Source organism: Longispora albida DSM 44784, from assembly GCF_000379825.1.
GTDB classification, from domain to species: Bacteria; Actinomycetota; Actinomycetes; order Mycobacteriales; family Micromonosporaceae; genus Longispora; species Longispora albida.
This window is the reverse complement of the sequence record NZ_KB903839.1, coordinates 12,592-30,459: the sequence shown is the minus strand read 5'-3', so window position 1 is coordinate 30,459 and position 17,868 is coordinate 12,592. Positions and strand designations below refer to the sequence as shown.

Annotated in this window: 15 protein-coding genes and 1 pseudogene; 5 read left to right on the top strand and 11 right to left on the bottom strand. The window is 71.1% G+C overall.

The window, feature by feature from the left end:
• Nucleotides 1-6 precede the first annotated feature (6 nt).
• Nucleotides 7-534: a hypothetical protein gene (locus A3G1_RS41045; protein ID WP_157641539.1), complete on the top strand. Its 528-nt coding sequence runs from the start codon at nt 7-9 to the stop codon at nt 532-534.
• Here A3G1_RS41045 and mptB read toward each other — a convergent pair.
• On the bottom strand, nt 440-2,161 hold the full coding sequence (gene mptB, locus A3G1_RS0131345) for a polyprenol phosphomannose-dependent alpha 1,6 mannosyltransferase MptB (RefSeq protein WP_051110727.1): 1,722 nt from the start codon (nt 2,159-2,161) through the stop codon (nt 440-442). The genes A3G1_RS41045 and mptB overlap by 95 nt on opposite strands.
• 108 nt (nt 2,162-2,269) lie before the next feature.
• Between mptB and A3G1_RS0131340 the strand changes: the two genes are divergently transcribed.
• The gene (locus tag A3G1_RS0131340) at nt 2,270-3,748 is read left to right on the top strand and encodes a hypothetical protein (protein ID WP_083937255.1); all 1,479 of its coding nucleotides are present in this window, start codon (nt 2,270-2,272) and stop codon (nt 3,746-3,748) included.
• On the opposite strand, the gene A3G1_RS0131335 is transcribed toward A3G1_RS0131340, so the two are convergent.
• The 8 genes and pseudogenes from A3G1_RS0131335 to A3G1_RS0131300 all read right to left on the bottom strand — a co-directional run bounded on the left by A3G1_RS0131335 (nt 3,740) and on the right by A3G1_RS0131300 (nt 12,260).
• Complete coding sequence (locus tag A3G1_RS0131335) at nt 3,740-4,387, bottom strand: nitroreductase family protein (RefSeq protein WP_018353457.1); 648 nt, start codon at nt 4,385-4,387, stop codon at nt 3,740-3,742. The genes A3G1_RS0131340 and A3G1_RS0131335 overlap by 9 nt on opposite strands.
• 57 nt (nt 4,388-4,444) lie before the next feature.
• Nucleotides 4,445-5,398: a hypothetical protein gene (locus A3G1_RS0131330; protein WP_157641538.1), complete on the bottom strand. Its 954-nt coding sequence runs from the start codon at nt 5,396-5,398 to the stop codon at nt 4,445-4,447.
• 119 nt (nt 5,399-5,517) lie between these two features.
• Complete coding sequence (locus A3G1_RS0131325; protein WP_018353455.1) at nt 5,518-6,696, bottom strand: WD40/YVTN/BNR-like repeat-containing protein; 1,179 nt, start codon at nt 6,694-6,696, stop codon at nt 5,518-5,520.
• Nucleotides 6,697-6,852: 156 nt separating this feature from the next.
• Nucleotides 6,853-7,218 carry a carboxypeptidase-like regulatory domain-containing protein gene (locus A3G1_RS0131320; RefSeq protein WP_018353454.1) on the bottom strand — a complete coding sequence of 122 codons (366 nt, stop codon included), beginning with the start codon at nt 7,216-7,218 and terminating at the stop codon, nt 6,853-6,855.
• 73 nt (nt 7,219-7,291) lie between these two features.
• A complete protein-coding gene (locus A3G1_RS0131315; protein WP_018353453.1) occupies nt 7,292-8,254 on the bottom strand; it encodes a trypsin-like serine peptidase in 963 nt (320 codons plus the stop codon).
• 169 nt (nt 8,255-8,423) lie between these two features.
• Nucleotides 8,424-11,165, bottom strand: a complete 2,742-nt coding sequence (locus tag A3G1_RS37780) for a bifunctional [glutamine synthetase] adenylyltransferase/[glutamine synthetase]-adenylyl-L-tyrosine phosphorylase (RefSeq protein WP_483804277.1) — start codon at nt 11,163-11,165, stop codon at nt 8,424-8,426.
• Between the two features lie 29 nt (nt 11,166-11,194).
• Nucleotides 11,195-11,839: pseudogene (locus A3G1_RS37775) on the bottom strand (type 1 glutamine amidotransferase); the annotation flags it as partial.
• Nucleotides 11,840-11,897: 58 nt separating this feature from the next.
• Complete coding sequence (locus tag A3G1_RS0131300) at nt 11,898-12,260, bottom strand: VOC family protein (RefSeq protein WP_018353450.1); 363 nt, start codon at nt 12,258-12,260, stop codon at nt 11,898-11,900.
• 84 nt (nt 12,261-12,344) lie between these two features.
• Between A3G1_RS0131300 and A3G1_RS0131295 the strand changes: the two genes are divergently transcribed.
• Both A3G1_RS0131295 and A3G1_RS39270 read left to right on the top strand, forming a co-directional pair.
• Nucleotides 12,345-13,034 (top strand): helix-turn-helix transcriptional regulator, encoded by a 690-nt coding sequence (locus A3G1_RS0131295; protein ID WP_026212703.1) that lies wholly within the window; start codon nt 12,345-12,347, stop codon nt 13,032-13,034.
• A 21-nt stretch (nt 13,035-13,055) separates the two neighbouring features.
• Nucleotides 13,056-13,973 carry a serine hydrolase domain-containing protein gene (locus tag A3G1_RS39270; RefSeq protein ID WP_018353448.1) on the top strand — a complete coding sequence of 306 codons (918 nt, stop codon included), beginning with the start codon at nt 13,056-13,058 and terminating at the stop codon, nt 13,971-13,973.
• On the opposite strand, the gene A3G1_RS37765 is transcribed toward A3G1_RS39270, so the two are convergent.
• Both A3G1_RS37765 and A3G1_RS0131280 read right to left on the bottom strand, forming a co-directional pair.
• Nucleotides 13,970-14,569, bottom strand: coding sequence for a phosphotransferase (locus A3G1_RS37765; protein ID WP_018353447.1), 600 nt, complete (start codon nt 14,567-14,569; stop codon nt 13,970-13,972). The genes A3G1_RS39270 and A3G1_RS37765 overlap by 4 nt on opposite strands.
• A gap of 155 nt (nt 14,570-14,724) precedes the next feature.
• A complete protein-coding gene (locus A3G1_RS0131280) occupies nt 14,725-16,074 on the bottom strand; it encodes a glutamine synthetase family protein (protein ID WP_026212702.1) in 1,350 nt (449 codons plus the stop codon).
• 63 nt (nt 16,075-16,137) lie between these two features.
• On the opposite strand from A3G1_RS0131280, the gene A3G1_RS0131275 reads away from it, so the two are divergent.
• A complete protein-coding gene (locus A3G1_RS0131275; RefSeq protein ID WP_026212701.1) occupies nt 16,138-17,868 on the top strand; it encodes an NAD+ synthase in 1,731 nt (576 codons plus the stop codon).

The following is a 17,868-nucleotide window of genomic DNA, read 5'->3' as shown; positions in this document are numbered from 1 at the left end:
CGCGGCATGTCCGTGAGACTCGCCGGAGCCAACCCGGCCGTTGTGCTGTTCGACGGCGACCGGCCCGTCGCGCTGGCTTCCGCGTGGCGGGTGGACTGGTCGGAGCGGGGTGCCGGGCGTGCGCTCGTCACCTGGTACCAGGAAAAGGTTTCTGTCTTTTGCACGAGCCGTGAGCTGGGGCAGTGGCTGGTGGAAGACTTCGTGCGGCATTTTCCTGATCTGCCAGGTGTGGTGCGGTGGGAAGCCGCGGAATACGTGGTGGATGACGATGTCCAGGTCGTCGTGGATCTGGAGCGCGGGCTGAGCGCGCGGGGTGGCGGGGTCGTGGTCGAGATCGGGCCTCCGGTGGCGCGGCGGGCCGTGGTGATCCCCGAGTTCGCGCTGGGGCCGGTCACCAACCGGCTCCAGCTGGTCTACGCGCCGAGCGAGACCGCTTCGATCACAGTGGACGGTGTGCGGCTCGGCGGCGAGCCCAGGCACGCGTTCCTCGCCGAAGCAGAAGTATGGTCCCACCCAGCGCCAGCAGGAGCATGAGCAGCGAGCCTGGAAGCTTGGTCACGCGCGCGAGATTGAACCCGTCCGGCAGGACGAGGAAAGTCAGGAACACAGACCCGAAAACCATTTCTTTGTACGCCGTACCACCGGCCGCGAGGACGAGCAGTGGCCACAGCGCGTACCAGGGGTGGAACACGGGAGCGAGCAGCACCGTCCAGGCCAGCGCCCAGCCGGCGCTGACGACGATGTCCCGGGAGGCGCTGGTGCCGGTGCTGGTGCTGGCCTTCTTCAGGGTGCGGAAGAAGAGCGTGACGAGGATGGCGGCGAGGGCGAGAACTGCGAGCGCACGGGCAGCGGGGACCGTGGTTTTCGCGAGCCCGTGGACGCCGAACAGCTTGCCGAGATAGTCGAGCCCCCAGCCGGCTCCTGTGGGTAGTGACGTCCACTGCGAGGAGTCCCCGCTCCGGGCCAGCCCGCCGAGCCAGCCAAGCCCGAGCCCGGTCGCCGCGGAGATCAGGAGCAGGGTGAGGGTTGCTGTGGCGGCGATGAGGAGGGCGGGTCGGGCTAGCAGGGCTGTCAGTTCTGCGCTGGACGGCCGCGTGAGGCGCTGTGGAGGGGAGGGTGGGGTTTCGGGGCTTTGTGTTGTGCGGGGGGGCGGTTGGGGCTCAGAGGGCGGCGGAGCCGGCGCGGTAGCGCCGGCGGCCGGCCGGTAGCCGGGCGGCAGCACGGCGTGGGTTGAGCGCCCGTAGCCGCCCGTGGCGGCGAGCGGCCCGGCCGGAGCGAAGCGGGCCGGGCGAGCGAGCAGCAGGGCTGCGAAGGGCGCGGCCACGACGGCGGTGACCTTGATCGACAGGGCCAGCCCGAACAGGGCTCCGGCCACGAGCGCCCTGCGCCACCAGTTACTGTCCGGCCCAGCCACCTCACGCGCAGCCGGACCAGCGGCCACTGCCAGCCCTGCCAGCACGAATCCCATCATCAGCGCGTCGTTGTGCGCCCCGGACACGAGATGCAGACCGGTCAGCGGCCCGGCCAGGCCCAGCCACAGCGCCCGGTCCTCCGCGACACCGCACCGCCGGGCCAGCACCGGCAGCTGCCAGGCGATCAGCAGGAGCCCGCCCAGCGCCGCGACCCGGAACAGCGCCACGGCCGCCAGCAGGTTCCCGCCGGCGAGCCCGGCCACCGCTCCGGCGATCAGGACGAAGCCCGGGCCGTACGGCGCCGGGGTGTCCCGCCAGATGTGGGAGACGGTGTCGAGCCAGGTACACGGCAGGGCCGCCACGCCCTGCTCGTACGGCGAGAGCCCGGACGCGAACGTCTCACCCTGGCACGCGTAGGCATAAACGTCCCGGGACGTCAGCGGCGGGGCAACGAGCAACGGCACGGCCCACAGCGCGGCCGTCACCAGCACCCACCGGACAGTGAGCGCTGTCTTCGCCAGCCGGGCCCACGCCCAGCAGAGCAGCCCGGCCCCGGCCAGGAACAGCACCACGGCACCCGGCTGGTCGCGCAGGATGCTGCCGAGGGTCGACCGCAGGTTCGCCTCTGGCAGCGCGCCGCCCGCGTAACCGGCGGCCGCGAGCCCTACGGCGCCAGCGAACCCGGCCCACCGGCTCACAGCCAGTCGCGCCACACCATCGGTATCTCGGCTGCTCCGCACGCCGACCATGCTGCCAGACTGTCGACCATGAGACGGAGCGTGCCAGGCGTGCGGCGGGCCCTGGCCGGCCTGCGGCGGGGACAGGCAGCACCCGGCGTCGTGGCCCTGGGCGTCGCGATGGTGCTGGCCGTCGCGTACCTGCTCGCCCCGCCGCTCGGTACCGACCTGTCGGCCCAGTTCGCCCGGGCGGACTTCTTCGCCGCGCACGGCTGGACGCCGATCGACCTGCGCTGGTACGGCGGGATCAACCAGTTCGGCTACTCGCTCGTCTCGTCGGCGCTGATGGGCACGTTCGGCGTACCCGCGGTCGCCGTCGCGTCCCTGCTCGTCTCCTCAGCGGCCTTCGCCTACCTCCTGACCCGGCACAACGCCGTCCGCCCCGCCCTCGGCGCCGTAGCCGGTGCCTTCTGTGTGGCCGGCAACCTCGCCTCTGGCCGGGTCACGTACGCGCTCGGCATCATGTTCGGCCTGCTCGCGCTCGCCGCGCTCTCGTCCCGGACCCGGGCGGCCGCCGCCCTCGCGGGTCTCTTCGCGCTCCTGGCCTCCGCCTCGTCCCCCGTCGCCGGGCTCTTCACCGGGCTCGCGGGCGTCGCCGTCTTCTTCACCGTGTCGCGGCTCTCCGGCGCGGTCCTCGCTGTCTCCGCCGCCGTCCCCATGATCTTCACGGGCGTCCTGTTCGGTGAGGGCGGCACGATGAACATGAGCGTCAAGGACGCGGCGGGCGCTGCCATCGCCAGCATCGCGGTCCTCGCCAGCTGCCGGTTTCCCGTGCTTCGCCTGGGCGCGGCCCTCTCCGCCGCCGGGGTCCTGGCCGCCTACGCCCTCCCGACACCCGTCGGCCTGAACGCGACGCGCCTGGCCACGATGTTCGCGATCCCGGTACTGGTCGCGTTCGCCCCGCTTCGATCCCCTGGCCGTACGCCGGTCGCGCCGGGCTGGCTGCGGGCGGAGTTCGCGCTGCTCGTCGGGGCCCTCGCAGTCGCGGCCCCGCCCGTCGTCCTCGCCGATCTCGGCGACGCTGGCAACCCCGCGAGCCGCCGCGAGTACTTCACGCCGCTCACCACCGAACTGACCAGGCTCGGGGCCACCCGCATCGAGGTCGTCCCCACCCGCGACTACTGGGAGTCGGCGTACGTCGCGCCGCTCGCCCGGGGCTGGCTGCGGCAGCTCGACGTGCAGCGCAACCCGATCATGTACGAGAAGCTCCCGGGCGGCGAGAAGCTGACCAGCGACAACTACCGCGCCTGGCTGCGCGGGAACGCGGTCAGCCACGTCGCGCTCCCCGACGCCGAGCTGTCCTGGCTGGCCAAGCCCGAAGCGGAGCTCATCCGCTCCGGCTTGCCGTACCTGACCGAGGTGTGGCGCGGCGAGCACTGGCGCCTGTACGCCGTGGCCGACCCGTCGCCCATTGTGGACGGTTACGTCAGCTCCGACGACACCTCGGTCACGTTCGACGCCGCCGGCCCCGGCGAGCACCTCGTCAGGATCCGCTACTCGCCGTTCCTCACCATGCCGGGTGGCTCGCTCGCCCCGGGCAGCGACGGGTGGACGGCAGCGAAGACGCCAGCTCGCGGCAGGTACAAAATCTCAAGCTGACGGCCCGGAAGCGACCTTCCCCCAGTGACCACGGTGGAAGAGGCTCGCCGAGTCCTTGCGCCGCTCGGCGACGGACTGCTCCTGTGGTGCCAGGTCCTCCGCGCGGTAGCCGATCGCGATCGCACCGAGCGGCGCGTACTCCGCCGGGACGCCGAACTCCGCCTTGAACGCGTCGAGGTGTGCGGGCGTCAGGTTCTCGGCGGCAGCGCTCACGCCTTCGGGCATCAGCCAGAACAGCAGCGCGTCAAGGCCTTCGTCCACAGCGGACAGCAGCATCAGCAGCGTGGCCATGCCCGCGTCGATGTACCAGTAGGGCGCGGGCCACCGGTCGGCGGAGTCCTCGGGCCAGCCCTTCTCCACGTATCGCTGGACGTAGGCGTCCTGGCTGGCCAGCGGCACGACCACGAGCGGCGCGTTGCGTACTTCGGGGATGTGGTTGACCTGGTTCGGCACGAAGGGCCAGAAGCGTTCCAGGTCGGCGGGCTCTGTCAGCACCAGGAACGCCCAGCCCTGGGCGAATCCGGCCGACGGAGCCCGCAGCGCGCTCGCCAGGATCCGCTCTGCGGCTTGCGGGTCGACCGGCCGGTCCGCGAACCTGCGCACCATCCTGCGCCGCCGGATCACCTCTTTGTACTCCATCGGGCGATCCTGCCACTCTGGACGATCTCCCAGCCCCGGCCATCGCCCCGGACCGGCTCAGAAGATGGCGACCTCGACCGTCAGCCAGCCCTCCGACTCGTCCAGCCGCAGCTCCGACAGCCCGAACGTCACCGCGATCTCCGGATGCTCACCGAGGTAGACCAGCAGCACGTCCCCGGCGATGCTCTCCTGGAACTCCGCCGTCCGCCACAGCCCGCCCAGCCCGGCCGGGTCGAAGCCCGCGAGGATGGGCGCCGCGGCCGGCACGTCACGCGGGGGCAGCACGGCGGCGACGAAGTTCCGTGTGATGTCCAGGGCCAGCGGGTTGGCCCCGCCGCCGGTCACCCACTCGCGGCTCATCGACAGGGCGGCGTGCGTGACGCGGTCGCCCCTGCCCACGGTGAAGGAAAGTTCGACGTGCTCGGCGAAGTTCCCCGGCTCGGCGTGCACCTCCACGCCGCCGAACTCGCTCTCCTCACGGCCCGTCTCGGTCACCCCGAAGAAAGACCAGAACTGTGTACCCGGAAGCTCTGCGAACCGCACAGCCGCCGTCTCCCCGAAGGCCTCCAGCCACGCGACCGGCAGCACGAGCAGTCCTGTGAGGACGGACCCGAGGTCCTTCGCCGCCACCGACCAGTAGTGCTCGCCTTCCGCGACAGCCCCGGCCAGGAACGGGCCACCCGGCAGCGGATCGTGGAACACCACCCGGCCGTCGCGCCACTCCTTGAGCGTGATGGCGTGCCCGCCGACGAACGCCGTCAGCTCGCTGCCGTTGCGGAGCATCCCTTCGACGCCGAGCATGACGACGTCCTCGGGCAGCTCCAGTACCGTCCGGATGCCCTCGGCGGTCTCCCTGGGCTGCCCCTGCACCAGCACGCACCACAGCGGGATGCCGAACACGGCCAGCATCGACTCCCAGGCGCTCGCGACACTCCCGCCGGCCGGGAGCTGCATCCGCCTGCTGGCCTCCTCGAAGGCCCTCACCCAGCCATCTCCGCGATGTCCGCTCATCGCACCAGTATGAGCGCCCGGTTTTCGCAGGTGATCTGACCTGAGGTGGCCCGCTGAGGGGGCGGATCTGGCAAGCATCGATGCGCAGTCCAGACTCGTTCTCAGCGGGCCGGCACTACCTACGGTTCGATGGCCAGGCCGAAGTACACGGTCGAGGGGTTCACCGGGCTGAACGCCACAGCCTCGAGCCCGTGGAACGGGTTGTGTGTCTTGACCAGCTCGCCGGTCACCCCGTTGTACTTCCACACGTCGGTGCCGTAGCCCAGATAGTTGTCGCCGTACGCGAAGTACACGACGCTCGGGTCGGTCGCGTGCGGGTAGAGCGGGATCGAGTTGGTGAGGAACACGCCGGGCGTGTCGTTGTGGTGGATCAGCGGCTCGAAGGTCCGGCCGCCGTCGAGCGACCGGTACACGTGACGGCCCTGGTCGGTGTCCGCCGTCATCTGGCTGAGGTCGAGGCCGGTCGCCCACACCAGGTTCGGGTTGGCCGGGGAGATCGCGACCCGGAAGACGTTCACGCCGTAGGCGCTGCCCGGGTGGTTGGTCTGGTCGATGTTGCTGTACCTGGCCCAGTTCAGCCCGCCGTCGAAGGTCGTGAACACGCCGTCGCGCGCCGAGCCGGCCACGGCGTGCAGCGGGTTCGCCGGGTCGAAGGAGACCTGGTAGACGAGGTCGGTGGCGATCGGGGTGCCGCGCTTGGCCCAGGTCACGCCGCCGTCGGCCGACTCGAGTACCTGGCCGTCGGTGCGGGAGGCGAAGACGTGCAGCCCGTTGGCCGGGTCGGTACCGAAGCCGGCGAAGCCCTGCGAGCCGTCGGTGGCCGGCTCGGTCACGGTCGGGTCGGTGACCTGGGTGACCGTGGTGCCGGCGACCCGGTACACCCCGGTGCCGCCTGGCTGTGACCACAGGTAGCCGTATCCGCCCTTGCCTGCCGTCGCCTTGACGGTCTGGCCGGTCGGGAGGGTGCCGATCGCCGTCCACGTGCAGCCGGCGTCGGTGGAGCGGTACACGGTGCGGGTGGTCGTGCCGCTGGCCGTCACGGCCTGCACAGACAGCAGCGTGTTGGCGCTGTCGAGTGCGGTGAGGCCCGACGTGTAGGTGATCGGCGCGCCGTGCACCGTCGTCGGCGTCAGCGTGGCACCGGCGTTCTTCGTGTAGGTCAGGCTGGCCGGCCCGGTGACCGTGGCGCAGGAGGGGTCGATGGTCCAGGAGGTGGCGGCGGTGGCCGGTCCCCCGAAGGACAGGGCCGCGACGGTCGCGGTGACGGCTGCCGCCAGGCCCGGTACGAGTTTGCGCATGAGTTCCTTGCTCCTCTACGGATCCGCTACGGGTCTCGCAAGATGATCATGAACTCAGCAAGTGTTGATCATGCGCGCCGCCAACACCAGGGAACCGGTCCACACAGGAATGTGACTCATCTCAAACCCTTACGGCACAACCTTTCCAGCCTCGCCCTAGAACAGCAGGTCCGCGGTCACCGTCTCCCCAGCCACCACCGTCACGTCCACCGGCTGTGCCGACCGCTCCCCCAGCCGTGCCGTCATCCGGTACCGCCCGGCCGGCAGCGACCACACATACCGCCCCTCGGCGTCGGTCACCACGAGCAGCTCCGGGATCGCTGGCGCCGGCGTGAACAACGGCTCGGGCCGGACGCTCACTTCCGCCACCGGCCGGCCACTGTCGAGCACCCGGCCCGTGACCGTCCCCGACATCGGCGACCCCGACACACGTGGCGACGGATCATCCGAGCTGGTCGGCCGTTCCTTCGTGCAACCCGCCAGCACCAGCAGGATCACGGTCCCGAGCACCAGTACCCGCATCGCACACCCCTTCCCGCGCCGCGGCCGGGCGCGGACGGATCCGCGCCCGGCCGGGCATCAGTTCATGGCATCGTCAGGCCGCGTCCTTCCAGCCCTTGAGGTTGGTGAAGCGGGACTCCGTGATCCGGGTACCGCTGTTGTTCGTGCTCCACGGCGCGCCGTTGTGGACGCCGTAGGCATGAATGGCCATGCCGCACCAGCCGGAGCAGAACGACGAGCCCGAAGCGCGGAGCTGGTACACCGGGCTGCCACTGTGCCCGCCGACCGTGTCGTTCTGGTAGAAGAGCTGGAGCGGGTGGGTGACCCGGATCGAGTCGTTGGAGCACCACTGTTCCTTGGGCTTGTCACCCGGGTAGCCGCAGATCCGCGAGGACAGGCCGGTCATGCTGGCCGACTGCCACCAGTAGCCGAACCAGCCGGTCGTGTTGCCCACGGTGCAGTTGAGCTTGACGGCGCCGTAGTCGTAGCGCTTGTCCTTGCTCGACGTCCAGCCGCTGACGGAGTGCAGCCGCTTGGCGGTACATGAGCCGTAGGGGGCCGTGGTGCCGTTGTAGCCGGGCCACACGCGGACGTTCCTCTTCCAGGCTCCGTCGCTGCCGCCCGAGTGCACGCAGTGCCCGGCGGTGGCGACGATGTCCTTGCCGTACAGCCAGCCGGTGCACCGGCCGCCGTCGAAGGTGATCAGGGCGACGGCCCGGGACGGGAACCCTGTCGTCGGGTTGACCCGGTACCGGTTGTCGGCCCCGATGATCGAGTCGTCCCCGATAGCGGGCTCCGACGGCGGGGCGAGGGTCATGTCCGTGTCACCGGTCTCGATGCCGGTCCCCTCGAAGCTGTCTTCTGACTGGACGTTCTCCGTGCCGGGCGTGAGTAACGTGGGCGTGCCGTCGCTGGTGACCGGGGTCTCCAGGCTGGCGCCGGTGGTACCGGTGCCCGGGTCACCGTCGGCGGCCATCGCTGGGGCGACGCTGCTGAGCAGCGCGGCGGCCAGTGCTGTGGCGACGACTACGGCTCGGAGTCTCTTGTACGGCTTCAAGACGTTCCTCCCCTGTTAGAGGGGACCGGGCGGTTCCCGGCCCTGGGAGGCGCGCACTCTGCCCGCCACCCAAGCCGGAACATATGCCCATATTGGGGAGGGCAACTATGCTTCCCCGAAACCCGGGACAGACCCATTCATAACCTGCTATCAACGGCAGAGCGCCGAGTCAGGTGTAGAACACCCGTTCCACCACTTGCCGGGCATGCCGGGCCGTGCGCAGGTACTCGTCGAGGAAGACCTGCGGGTCGCCGGTCCGGCCGAGTGCCCGCACGACGCCGGCCAGCTCGGTACCGTGCCGGGGCAGCTGGTCGCTCGGCCGGCCACGGATCAGCATGAGCGCGTTGCGGATCCGGCTGGCCAGCAGCCACGCGTCGCGCAGGTCGGTCTTCTCCGTCTCCGCGATGTCCATCCGGGCCAGCGCGTCCAGTGTGGACGTTCCCCGGATGCCGTGCCGGAGCTGCGCGAGCTGCACCGTCCACTCGATGTCGGCGATGCCGCCCCTGCCCAGCTTCACGTGGGTCGCGGGGTCCGCGCCGCGCGGCAGCCGCTCACTGTCCACTCTGGCCTTGATCCGCCGGATCTCGGTGACCTGTTCCCTGGTCAGCCCGCCCGACGGGTACCTGACCCGGTCGGCGGCCGCGATGAACTCCGCGCCCAGCTCCGCCGACCCGGCCACCGGCCTCGCCCGCAGCAGCGCCTGAGCCTCCCAGGCCTGTGACCACCGGTCGTAGTACTGCCGGTAGGCCGTCAGGCTCCGGCACAGCGGCCCCTGCCGCCCCTCCGGCCGCAGCCCCGCGTCGATCACCAGCGGCGGGTCCGGCGAGGGCGCGCTGAACAACGCGCGCAGCTGCTCGGCGACGCGCAGCCCGCCAGCCTCCTCGCCCGGGTCGCACACGAACAGCACGTCGGCGTCTGACCCGAAGCTCTGCTCGGCACCGCCCAGCCGGCCCATGCCGATGATCGCGAACCTGCCACCCGGCTGGCAGATCCGCAGCCCGGCGTCCAGTACCGCCTCGGTCACGTCCGACAGCGCGCGGCCCGCGGTCACCGGGTCCAGGAAGCCGAGCAGGTCGGCGAAGGCCAGCCGGATCAGCTCCCTGCGCCGCTGGGCGCGCAGAGCCGCGATCGCCGTCTCCGCCGAGGTGTGCCTGGCGACTGCCGCGTCCATGCCGGTCAGCAGAGCTTCCTTGGTACGCGGTACCAGCTCCGCGTCGTCGGCCAGCAGCCGCAGCGCCTCCGGGTCCCGCCCGAGCAGTTCCGTCACGTACCGGGACAGGCCGAGCAGCCGGGCCAGCCGGAGCGCGACCGGCCCCTCGTCGCGGAGCAGCCGCAGGTACCAGGGCGTGGCGCCCAGCTTCTCCGACACCTGCCGGTAGGCCAGGAGACCCTGGTCGGGCACGGGAGCCCCCGACCACTCGTCGAGCAGTACCGGCAGGAGGGTCCGCTGGATCGCCGCCGACCGGGACACGCCGCCCGTGAGGGACTCGATGTGCCGGAGCGCGCCCGGCGGGTCGGCGAACCCGAGGATCGCGAGCCGTTCACCAGCGGCCTCGGGGGTGAGCCGCAGCCCTGCCGTTGGCACGCGCGCCACGGCTTCCAGCAGCGGCCGGTACAGCAGCTTCTCGTGGATCCGGCGGACCTCGCGGGCGTGCTGGCGCCACTCGGTCCCGAACTTCTCGGTGCTCAGGCCGAGCGAACGGGCGAGCCAGCTCAGGCCGGCCTCGTCAGCTGGTACCGTGTGGGTCCGCCGGAGGCGCTGGAGCTGCAGGCGGTGTTCGACGGTCCGCAGGAACAGGTAGGCCCGTTCGAGGGTCTCGCCGTCCGCACGGCCCACGTAGCCGCCGGCGGTGAGCGCGCGCAGCGCCGGCAGGGTCGCGGCGGCGCGCAGGCTCTCGTCTGCCCGGCCGTGCACGAGCTGGAGCAGCTGGACGCTGAACTCGATGTCGCGCAGCCCGCCCGGCCCGAGCTTGATCTCACGCTCGCCGTCCCGGTTGTGCGCCTCGACCCGGCGCCGCATCGCCCGCACGTCCTCGACGATGTTGGGCCGGTCGCCGGCCCGCCACACCATCGGCGTCACGTCGTCGAGCCAGGCCCGGCCCAGCTCGGCGTCCCCGGTCGCGAACCGCGCCTTGAGCAGCGCCTGGAACTCCCAGGTGTGCGCCCATTTCCGGTAGTAGGCAGCATGGCTGGCCAGGGTCCGGACCAGCGGCCCGCTCCGCCCCTCCGGCCGCAGCCCCGCGTCGACCGGCCAGGCTGCGGCCGCGCACTTCGCCATCATCTCGGCGGCGTTGCGCCCGGCCTCGTTCAGGTCGCCTTCCGCGACGAAGATGACGTCCACGTCGCTCACGTAGTTCAGCTCGCCGGCCCCGCACTTGCCCATCGCCATGACGGCCAGGCCCTCGTGCTGGCCGAGCGCGGCCCCGAGCGTGTCATCGGCCAGTGTGGACAGTGCGGCCATCGTGGCCTCGGTGTCCGCCGTACCCGTCAGGTCGTCGGCGGCGATCCGCAGCAGCGCCCGCCGGTAGTCCCGCCGCAGGTCACCGGTACGCGGCAGCGCCACGTCCAGTGCCGGCAGGTCGTCGGGGCAGGCCACGAGGTGGTCGCCGAGCGTGGCCGAAGCGCCCAGTACCGCGAGGAGGCGCGGGCTGGGCACGCCACTGATCCCCGCCTCGCTCAGGCGCTGGAGCTGCCGGGCAGCCAGGTCGGGATCGGCGGGCCGCATCAGCGTGGCGGCAGGTCGATCAGGGTGAGCGGCCCCGGCGTCCTCCCCGTCGCCAGCGCCGCGAACCGCTCGGCGAACGGCTTCCACGTCTCCTCGACCTCGCCCATCACGGCCGCGCACTCCGCGATGACCGTCTCCGGATCGGTACCGAGTTCCGCCAGGGTCCCCGCGTCGTTCCGCGCCCAGGTCGCGATGGTCTCCAGGCCGCACTCGATGTGGAACTGGATGCCCCACGCCCGATCCCCCACCCGGAAGGCCTGGTGCGGCCAGCGCGGCGAGGCGGCCAGCAGCGTCGCGTTGAGCGGCAGCTCCGTCACCTCGTCGAAGTGCCACTGGATCGCGTCCGGCCCGAGCGGCACGGCGGCCCACAGTGGATCACGCTCGGCCGCGTCGCGCCGGGCCACGAACCGGGCACCGATGTTCGGCCCGTTCTTCGCCCGGCCCACCGTGCCGCCCATCGCCTGGGCGAGCAGCTGCGCGCCGAGGCAGACCCCGAGCGTGGCGACCCGGTCCTTGACCGCCTTCCGCAGCAGCCGCTCGACCTGCGGGAACCACGGAGCGCCCGGCGTACCGTCCGGCGCGCCGAACGCGTCCTGAGCCCCGCCCAGCACCACGAAGGCCACATACCCTGACAGGTCCTCGGGCAGCTGGTCTCCGGCGTGCGGCCGGAGGATCTCCAGCTCCAGCCCGCCACCGGCCAGCCAGTCCCCCAGCCGCTCGATCCCAGCCTTCGGGTCGTTCTCGATCACCAAAGCACGCGTCACGCTCCTATTGTGCCGACCCGCTGAGGGCGACGATGCGCGCGTTGCCAGGAACCCGCCATACAACACCGGTATGGCGGAACCCTGGCGCCTTCGCATCCTCGCCCTCAGCGGGCCACCGCGCCTTAGTTCAAGATCAAAACCGCAGGTCAAAGGCCTAGCTGTCTTTACCCGGCGGAGGCGAGTACACCGCGAAGTGGGTGCCGTTCGGGTCGAGCAGGTGGGCGTGGACGACGCCGTCGGGGTTGGCCTGCGGCGGGACGATGACCTTGCCGCCCGCCGCCTGGGCCTGCTCGATCGTGGCCGGCACGTCGGCGACCACGACGCAGAAGACCGCGTAGTCGGGGGCGTGCCCGCCGGTCGCGTACACGCCGCCCCTGATCGAGCGTTCCGCCGGGGTGACGGCCGTGCGGTAGGGGGCGTCGCCAGAGAACTCCCAGCCGAAGAGCTGGCCGTAGAAGGCCTCGGTGACCTCAGGGTTGGCGGTGCCGATCTTGAACCAGCCGATGCCGTGCTGCATTTTCTGACTCCCTCGTCTCTTTCCGGTGTGACCAGCTTCGGCGGCGTTGGCGACAACATCCTGTCGGTGTTTACGCTCACATCCGTGAACAGGACCGACCGCTTGTACGCGCTCGTCGAGGAGCTGCGCGCCGTCGCGCCCCGGCCGCGCAGCGCCCGCTGGCTGGCCGGGCGGTTCGAGGTGTCCACCCGGACGATCGAGCGGGACCTGTCGGCCCTCCAGCAGTCGGGCGTCCCGATCTACGCCGAGCCGGGCCGGACCGGCGGCTACTGCCTGGACCGCGCCCACACGCTCCCGCCCGTCAACCTGACGCCGGCCGAGGCGATCGCGATGGCCGTGGCGCTGCACCAGCTCGGCGGTACCCCGTTCGCCGAGGCCGGCCGCACGGGCCTGCACAAGCTCCTCAACGTGATGCCACCGTCCGATGTGGACGCGGCTCGCGACTTCGCCGACCGGGTGCACCTGGTCCGCCCGCCGATGCCCGCCGTACCGGAGCCGATCGCCTCGGCCCTCACCGCCTCCCGGGCGCTCCGGCTCACGTATGTCGACGGCAAGGGCGAGGCGACGGAGCGCGTCGTCGAGCCGATGGGCTACATCGGCGGCCGGCGCTGGTACCTGCTGGCCTGGTGCCGGCTCCGCGAAGCGGCCCGCGCGTTCCGCTTCGACCGGATCACCGAGGCTGTCCAGCTCGACGAGCCCGTGACGCCCCGCCCGTTCGCCCGCGACCAGCTCGACATCCCGCAGGAGATGCTCAGCGGCCCCCCGCTGCCGTGATCACTCGCCTACCATCGCCCAGTGCGACTCGACGAGCTCCTCAGCGAACATCCCCGGCACACGGCGCTCAGCATCGGCGTCCTCGACCACGGTGAGCGCCGGACCGCAGGCCACCCCGGCCAGCTGTACCGGATCGCCTCGATCTCCAAGGTCTTCACGTCACTGGCGCTCGCCGTCGCCGTCGAACGCGGGGAACTGAAGCTGACCGACCCCGTGGCCGGGTACCTGCCGTTCGCGGTGCCCGAGCACGAGGGGCAGCCGGTCGAGCTGTGGCACCTGGCCAGCCACAGCTCAGGGCTCGACCATCTCACCTACACGGGCTGGTCGCCGGACGAGACGCTGGACGAGTTCGGCGCTGGCATCGCGGGCATGGGCTTCCAGCGCCCGCCCGGCACCGGCTACGAGTACAGCAACCTCGGGGCCTCGCTGCTCGCCAACGCGCTGGCATGCGCGGCGGGCACGGACTTCGGTTCCCTTGTCGCCGAGCGGGTCTGCCAGCCACTCGGCCTCACCGACACCGTGCTCGACCCGAGCCCCGAGCAGGCAGCCCGCGTCCTCCCCGGCCACAACGAGGACGGCAACCCGACGCCGACCCCGCTGTATCCCCTGCACGCCGGATCGGGCGGCTTCTACTCCACAGTGGACGACCTGCTGACCCTGCTCGCCGCGCACTTCACGCCCGGCCCGCTGACCGGAGCCCTCGAACTCGCCGCCCAGCAGCGGTTCGACCGGGGCGACGGCGGGTTCATGGGCCTCGGCTGGCACCTCGACGGCGTACCCGGCAGCGCGGAGCCGGCCCGCTGGCACAACGGCAGCCTGCCCGGATACCGCAGTTATGCCGGCTACGTGCCCGGTACCGGCTGCGCCGTCGTCGTGCTCACGGACACCGCGATCTCCGTCGACCCGATCGCGCAGGAGATCCTCCCGGCACTCGTCTAGAGGCTCGCCGCCGCCCGGCGGATCCGCGCCTCCTCCGCCTCGGGGAAGTCGCCGAGCCGCCGGGCCAGCGCCTCCGCGCGATGCGAGGCGTCGTCCGGTACCCCGGCCCGGTAGACGGCCAGCAGCGTCGCCGCCGGTCCGGCCCATGGCTGCCCGCTGGTCGCGACCTCGGCCAGGATCAGCGAGGTCATGGCCGTGTCGAGCCGGGGATCGCCGGGCTCGGCCGTGGCCCAGTCGATGACGACCGGCCCGGTACCCGACATGATCACGTTCTCCGGGTGCAGGTCGAGGTGGAGCACGAAGCCTGGCAGGGCGTGCAGCCGGTTGTGCAGGCCGGCCAGCAGCGCGCCGCCCTCCGCCGGGCTCAGCTCGCCGGCCAGCAGCGCCTCGGCCAGCGTCGGCCCGTGCAGCCGGTCGATGACCATGTCGTTGCCGTCGACGGAGTGCACGCGGGGCACCGGGTACCCGGCCTCCCAGGCCCACGCCATCGCGGCCAGCTCCCCGTCAGCCGCAGGCCGGTGCAGGTAACGCCGCAGCACCCGGCCCTCATCAAGCGCGTAGACCTCAGCCTCCCGCCCGGACGCGAGCAGCTCCACGACAGGTACCTCCAAAGCTCTTTTGCTCTTCTGCTCTTGATCTAACGCGAGGTGGCCCGGTGAGCGGAAACCTGACAAGCGAAACGGCTTCCCTCGTACCGGTGTTGTACGTGGGAAGCCGTTTCGCGCAGCTCAGATTTTCGCTCACCGGGTCTCTACAACCCCAGGTAGCGCTGGCGTTCGTAGGGGGTTACCTGGCGGCGGTACTCCTCCCACTCCGCGCGCTTGTTCGCGAGGAAGAAGTCGAACACGTGCTCGCCGAGCGTCTCGGCGACGAAGTCCGATTCGGACATGACCTGGATGGCCTCGGCGAGGTTCTGCGGCAGTGCCGCGTAGCCCATCGCGCGCCGCTCGGCGTCCGACAGCCCCCACACGTCGTCCTCGGCACCGGGCGGCAGCTCGTAGCCCTCCTCGATGCCCCGCAGACCTGCCGAGAGCAGGACGGCGAAGGCCAGGTACGGGTTGCACGCCGAGTCGGGCGACCGGACCTCGACGCGCGCGCTGTTCGGCTTGCCGTAGGCGGGCACGCGGACCAGTGCCGACCGGTTCAGGTGTCCCCAGCAGACGTACGCTGGCGACTCCGTGATCCGGTTCTCCATGTGCTGCGGGAAGAGCCGCTTGTACGAGTTGACCCACTGGTTCGTGACGGCCGTGAACTCGCGGGCGTGCACGAGCAGCCCCGCGATGAACGACCGGGCCGTCTTCGACAGCTTCATCGGGTCGGACGGGTCGTGGAAGGCGTTGCGCTCGCCCTCGAACAGCGACAGGTGCGTGTGCATGCCGCTGCCCGGCTGGTCGGCGAACGGCTTCGGCATGAAGGACGCGTGCACGTGCTGCGACAGCGCGACCTCCTTCACGACGTGCCGGAAGGTCATGATGTTGTCGGCCGTCGCCAGCGCGTCGGCGTACCGCAGGTCGATCTCCTGCTGGCCCGGCGCGACCTCGTGGTGGCTGAACTCGACCGAGATGCCGATCCGTTCCAGCGCCAGTACCGCCTGCCGCCGGAAGTCGCGGGCAGCCGCGTGGGTGGTGTTGTCGAAGTACCCGCCGGCGTCGACCGGGTCCGGTGGCGTCCCGTCCGTCGGCAGGTCGTTGAACAGGAAGAACTCGATCTCGGGGTGGGTGTAGAAGGTGAAGCCCTTCTCCGCTGCCCGCGACAGCTGACGGCGCAGCACGTGCCGGGGGTCGGCCCAGGACGGCGAGCCGTCCGGCATGAGGATGTCGCAGAACATCCGGGCGCTCTCACCGGAGGAGCCGCCCTCGAACGGGAAGACCTGGAAGGTCGTCGGGTCGGGCATGGCCACCATGTCGGACTCGAAGACCCGGGCGAAGCCCTCGATCGCCGAGCCGTCGAAGCCGATGCCCTCCTCGAAGGCCGCCTCCAGTTCGGCTGGCGCGACGCTCACCGACTTGAGCGTGCCGAGCACGTCCGTGAACCACAACCGGACAAACCGGATGTCGCGCTCTTCGAGCGTGCGGAGCACGAACTGCTGCTGCCGATCCACGGCTTCCTCCCTGATCTCCACCTGCTACCCATACCGTACGGCGTGCGGGGCAAGATAGGAGCCATGCCGACCTTGCGCCTTGCCCTTGCCCAGGTGAACACGACTGTCGGGGACATCCCCGGCAACGCGGCCATCGTCCGGGAATGGTCCCGGCGCGCCCTGGACGCAGGCGCGCAGATCGTCGCATTCCCCGAGATGACCCTCACCGGGTACCCGGTGGAGGATCTGTGCTTCCGCGAGTCCTTCGTCGAGGCGTCGAAGGCCGCAGTGGACAGGCTCGCCACCGAGCTCCCCGCCGAGCTGGCCGTTGTGGTCGGTTACCTCGACGCCGACGGCCCGGCCCGCACCGGCTCCGACGCCGCCCCCGACCGTGGCCCGCGCAACGCGCTCGCGCTGCTGCACGGCGGCAGGGTCGTGGCGCGCTACTTCAAGCACCACCTGCCGAACTACGGCGTCTTCGACGAAGATCGTTATTTTGTACCCGGTGACACGCTCACCATCGTCCGGCTGGCCGCCGAGGACGGCGACGTCGACGTCGCGCTCACGATCTGCGAGGACATCTGGCAGGCCGGCGGCCCGTTCGCCGTGGCCGGGCGCGCCGGGGCCGGCCTGGTCATCAACATCAACTCCTCGCCGTACGAGCTGAACAAGGACGACACCCGCCTCCCGCTCGTCGCCCGCCGCGCGGCGGAGGCCAAGGCCACCGTCGCGTACGTGAACCTGGTCGGCGGCCAGGACGAGCTGGTCTTCGACGGCGACTCGGTGATCGTCACCGCGGAGGGCGAGCTGCTGCTGCGCGCGGGCCAGTTCACCGAGGAGCTGGTCGTCGCCGACCTCGACCTGCCGGCCGCAGCCTCCGACGCGGCTGGCGACTTCGGCGAGATGCACGTCGCCCGGGTCACCGGCCCGGCACTGCGCCCGATCACCGGCCCGGCACCCGAGACTGTCATCGCTCCCCGGATCAGCGACGAGGCTGAGGTGTGGGCGGCCCTGGTCACCGGCCTGCGGGACTACGTGCGCAAGAACGGCTTCCAGTCGGTCATCGTCGCGCTGTCCGGCGGGATCGACTCGACAGTGGTGGCCGGGATCGCCGCCGACGCGCTCGGCGGGCACAACGTCCACGGCATCGCCATGCCGTCCGCGTACTCCTCGCAGCACTCGCTCGACGACGCCGAGGAGCTCGCCAAGCTGGCCGGGCTGAACTACCAGGTGATCCCGATCTCGCCGATGGTGGACGCGTTCATGGCCAACGTCTCGCTGTCGGGGCTGGCCGCCGAGAACCTCCAGGCCCGGATCCGGGGCATGGTCTCGATGAGCCTGTCCAACCAGCACGGTCATCTGGTGCTGTCCACCGGCAACAAGAGCGAGCTGGCCGTCGGCTACGCCACGCTGTACGGCGACATGGCCGGGGCGTTCAACCCGCTCAAGGACGTGCCGAAGACGCTCGTGTGGCGGCTGGCCAAGTGGCGCAACACGGTCTCCTACATCCTCCCGGAGAACTCGATCACCAAGCCGCCGAGCGCCGAGCTGCGTCCCGACCAGTTCGACTCCGACTCCCTCCCGCCGTACGAGCAGCTCGACGCGATCGTGGCCGGCTATGTGGACGGTGACCTGGGTTCGGCGGCGCTCAAGGCCGCCGGGCACGACCCGGCGCTGGTGGACCGGGTCGTGCGCATGGTCGACATCGCCGAGTACAAGCGGCGGCAGTCCTGCCCCGGCACGAAGATCTCCATCAAGGCCTTCGGCCGTGACCGCCGGGTGCCGATCACCAACCGATTCCGGGAAACCCTGTAA

Coding starts and splice junctions, on each gene's coding strand:
- A3G1_RS0131325 (WP_018353455.1), bottom strand. CDS start 6,696: ATGCGCAAACTCGTACCGGGCCTGGCGGCAGCCGTCACCGCGACCGTC.
- A3G1_RS0131340 (WP_083937255.1), top strand. CDS start 2,270: ATGGTGCTGGCCGTCGCGTACCTGCTCGCCCCGCCGCTCGGTACCGAC.
- mptB (WP_051110727.1), bottom strand. CDS start 2,161: ATGGTCGGCGTGCGGAGCAGCCGAGATACCGATGGTGTGGCGCGACTG.
- A3G1_RS0131335 (WP_018353457.1), bottom strand. CDS start 4,387: ATGGAGTACAAAGAGGTGATCCGGCGGCGCAGGATGGTGCGCAGGTTC.
- A3G1_RS0131330 (WP_157641538.1), bottom strand. CDS start 5,398: ATGAGCGGACATCGCGGAGATGGCTGGGTGAGGGCCTTCGAGGAGGCC.
- A3G1_RS0131300 (WP_018353450.1), bottom strand. CDS start 12,260: ATGCAGCACGGCATCGGCTGGTTCAAGATCGGCACCGCCAACCCTGAG.
- A3G1_RS0131275 (WP_026212701.1), top strand. CDS start 16,138: ATGCCGACCTTGCGCCTTGCCCTTGCCCAGGTGAACACGACTGTCGGG.
- A3G1_RS0131320 (WP_018353454.1), bottom strand. CDS start 7,218: ATGCGGGTACTGGTGCTCGGGACCGTGATCCTGCTGGTGCTGGCGGGT.
- A3G1_RS41045 (WP_157641539.1), top strand. CDS start 7: ATGTCCGTGAGACTCGCCGGAGCCAACCCGGCCGTTGTGCTGTTCGAC.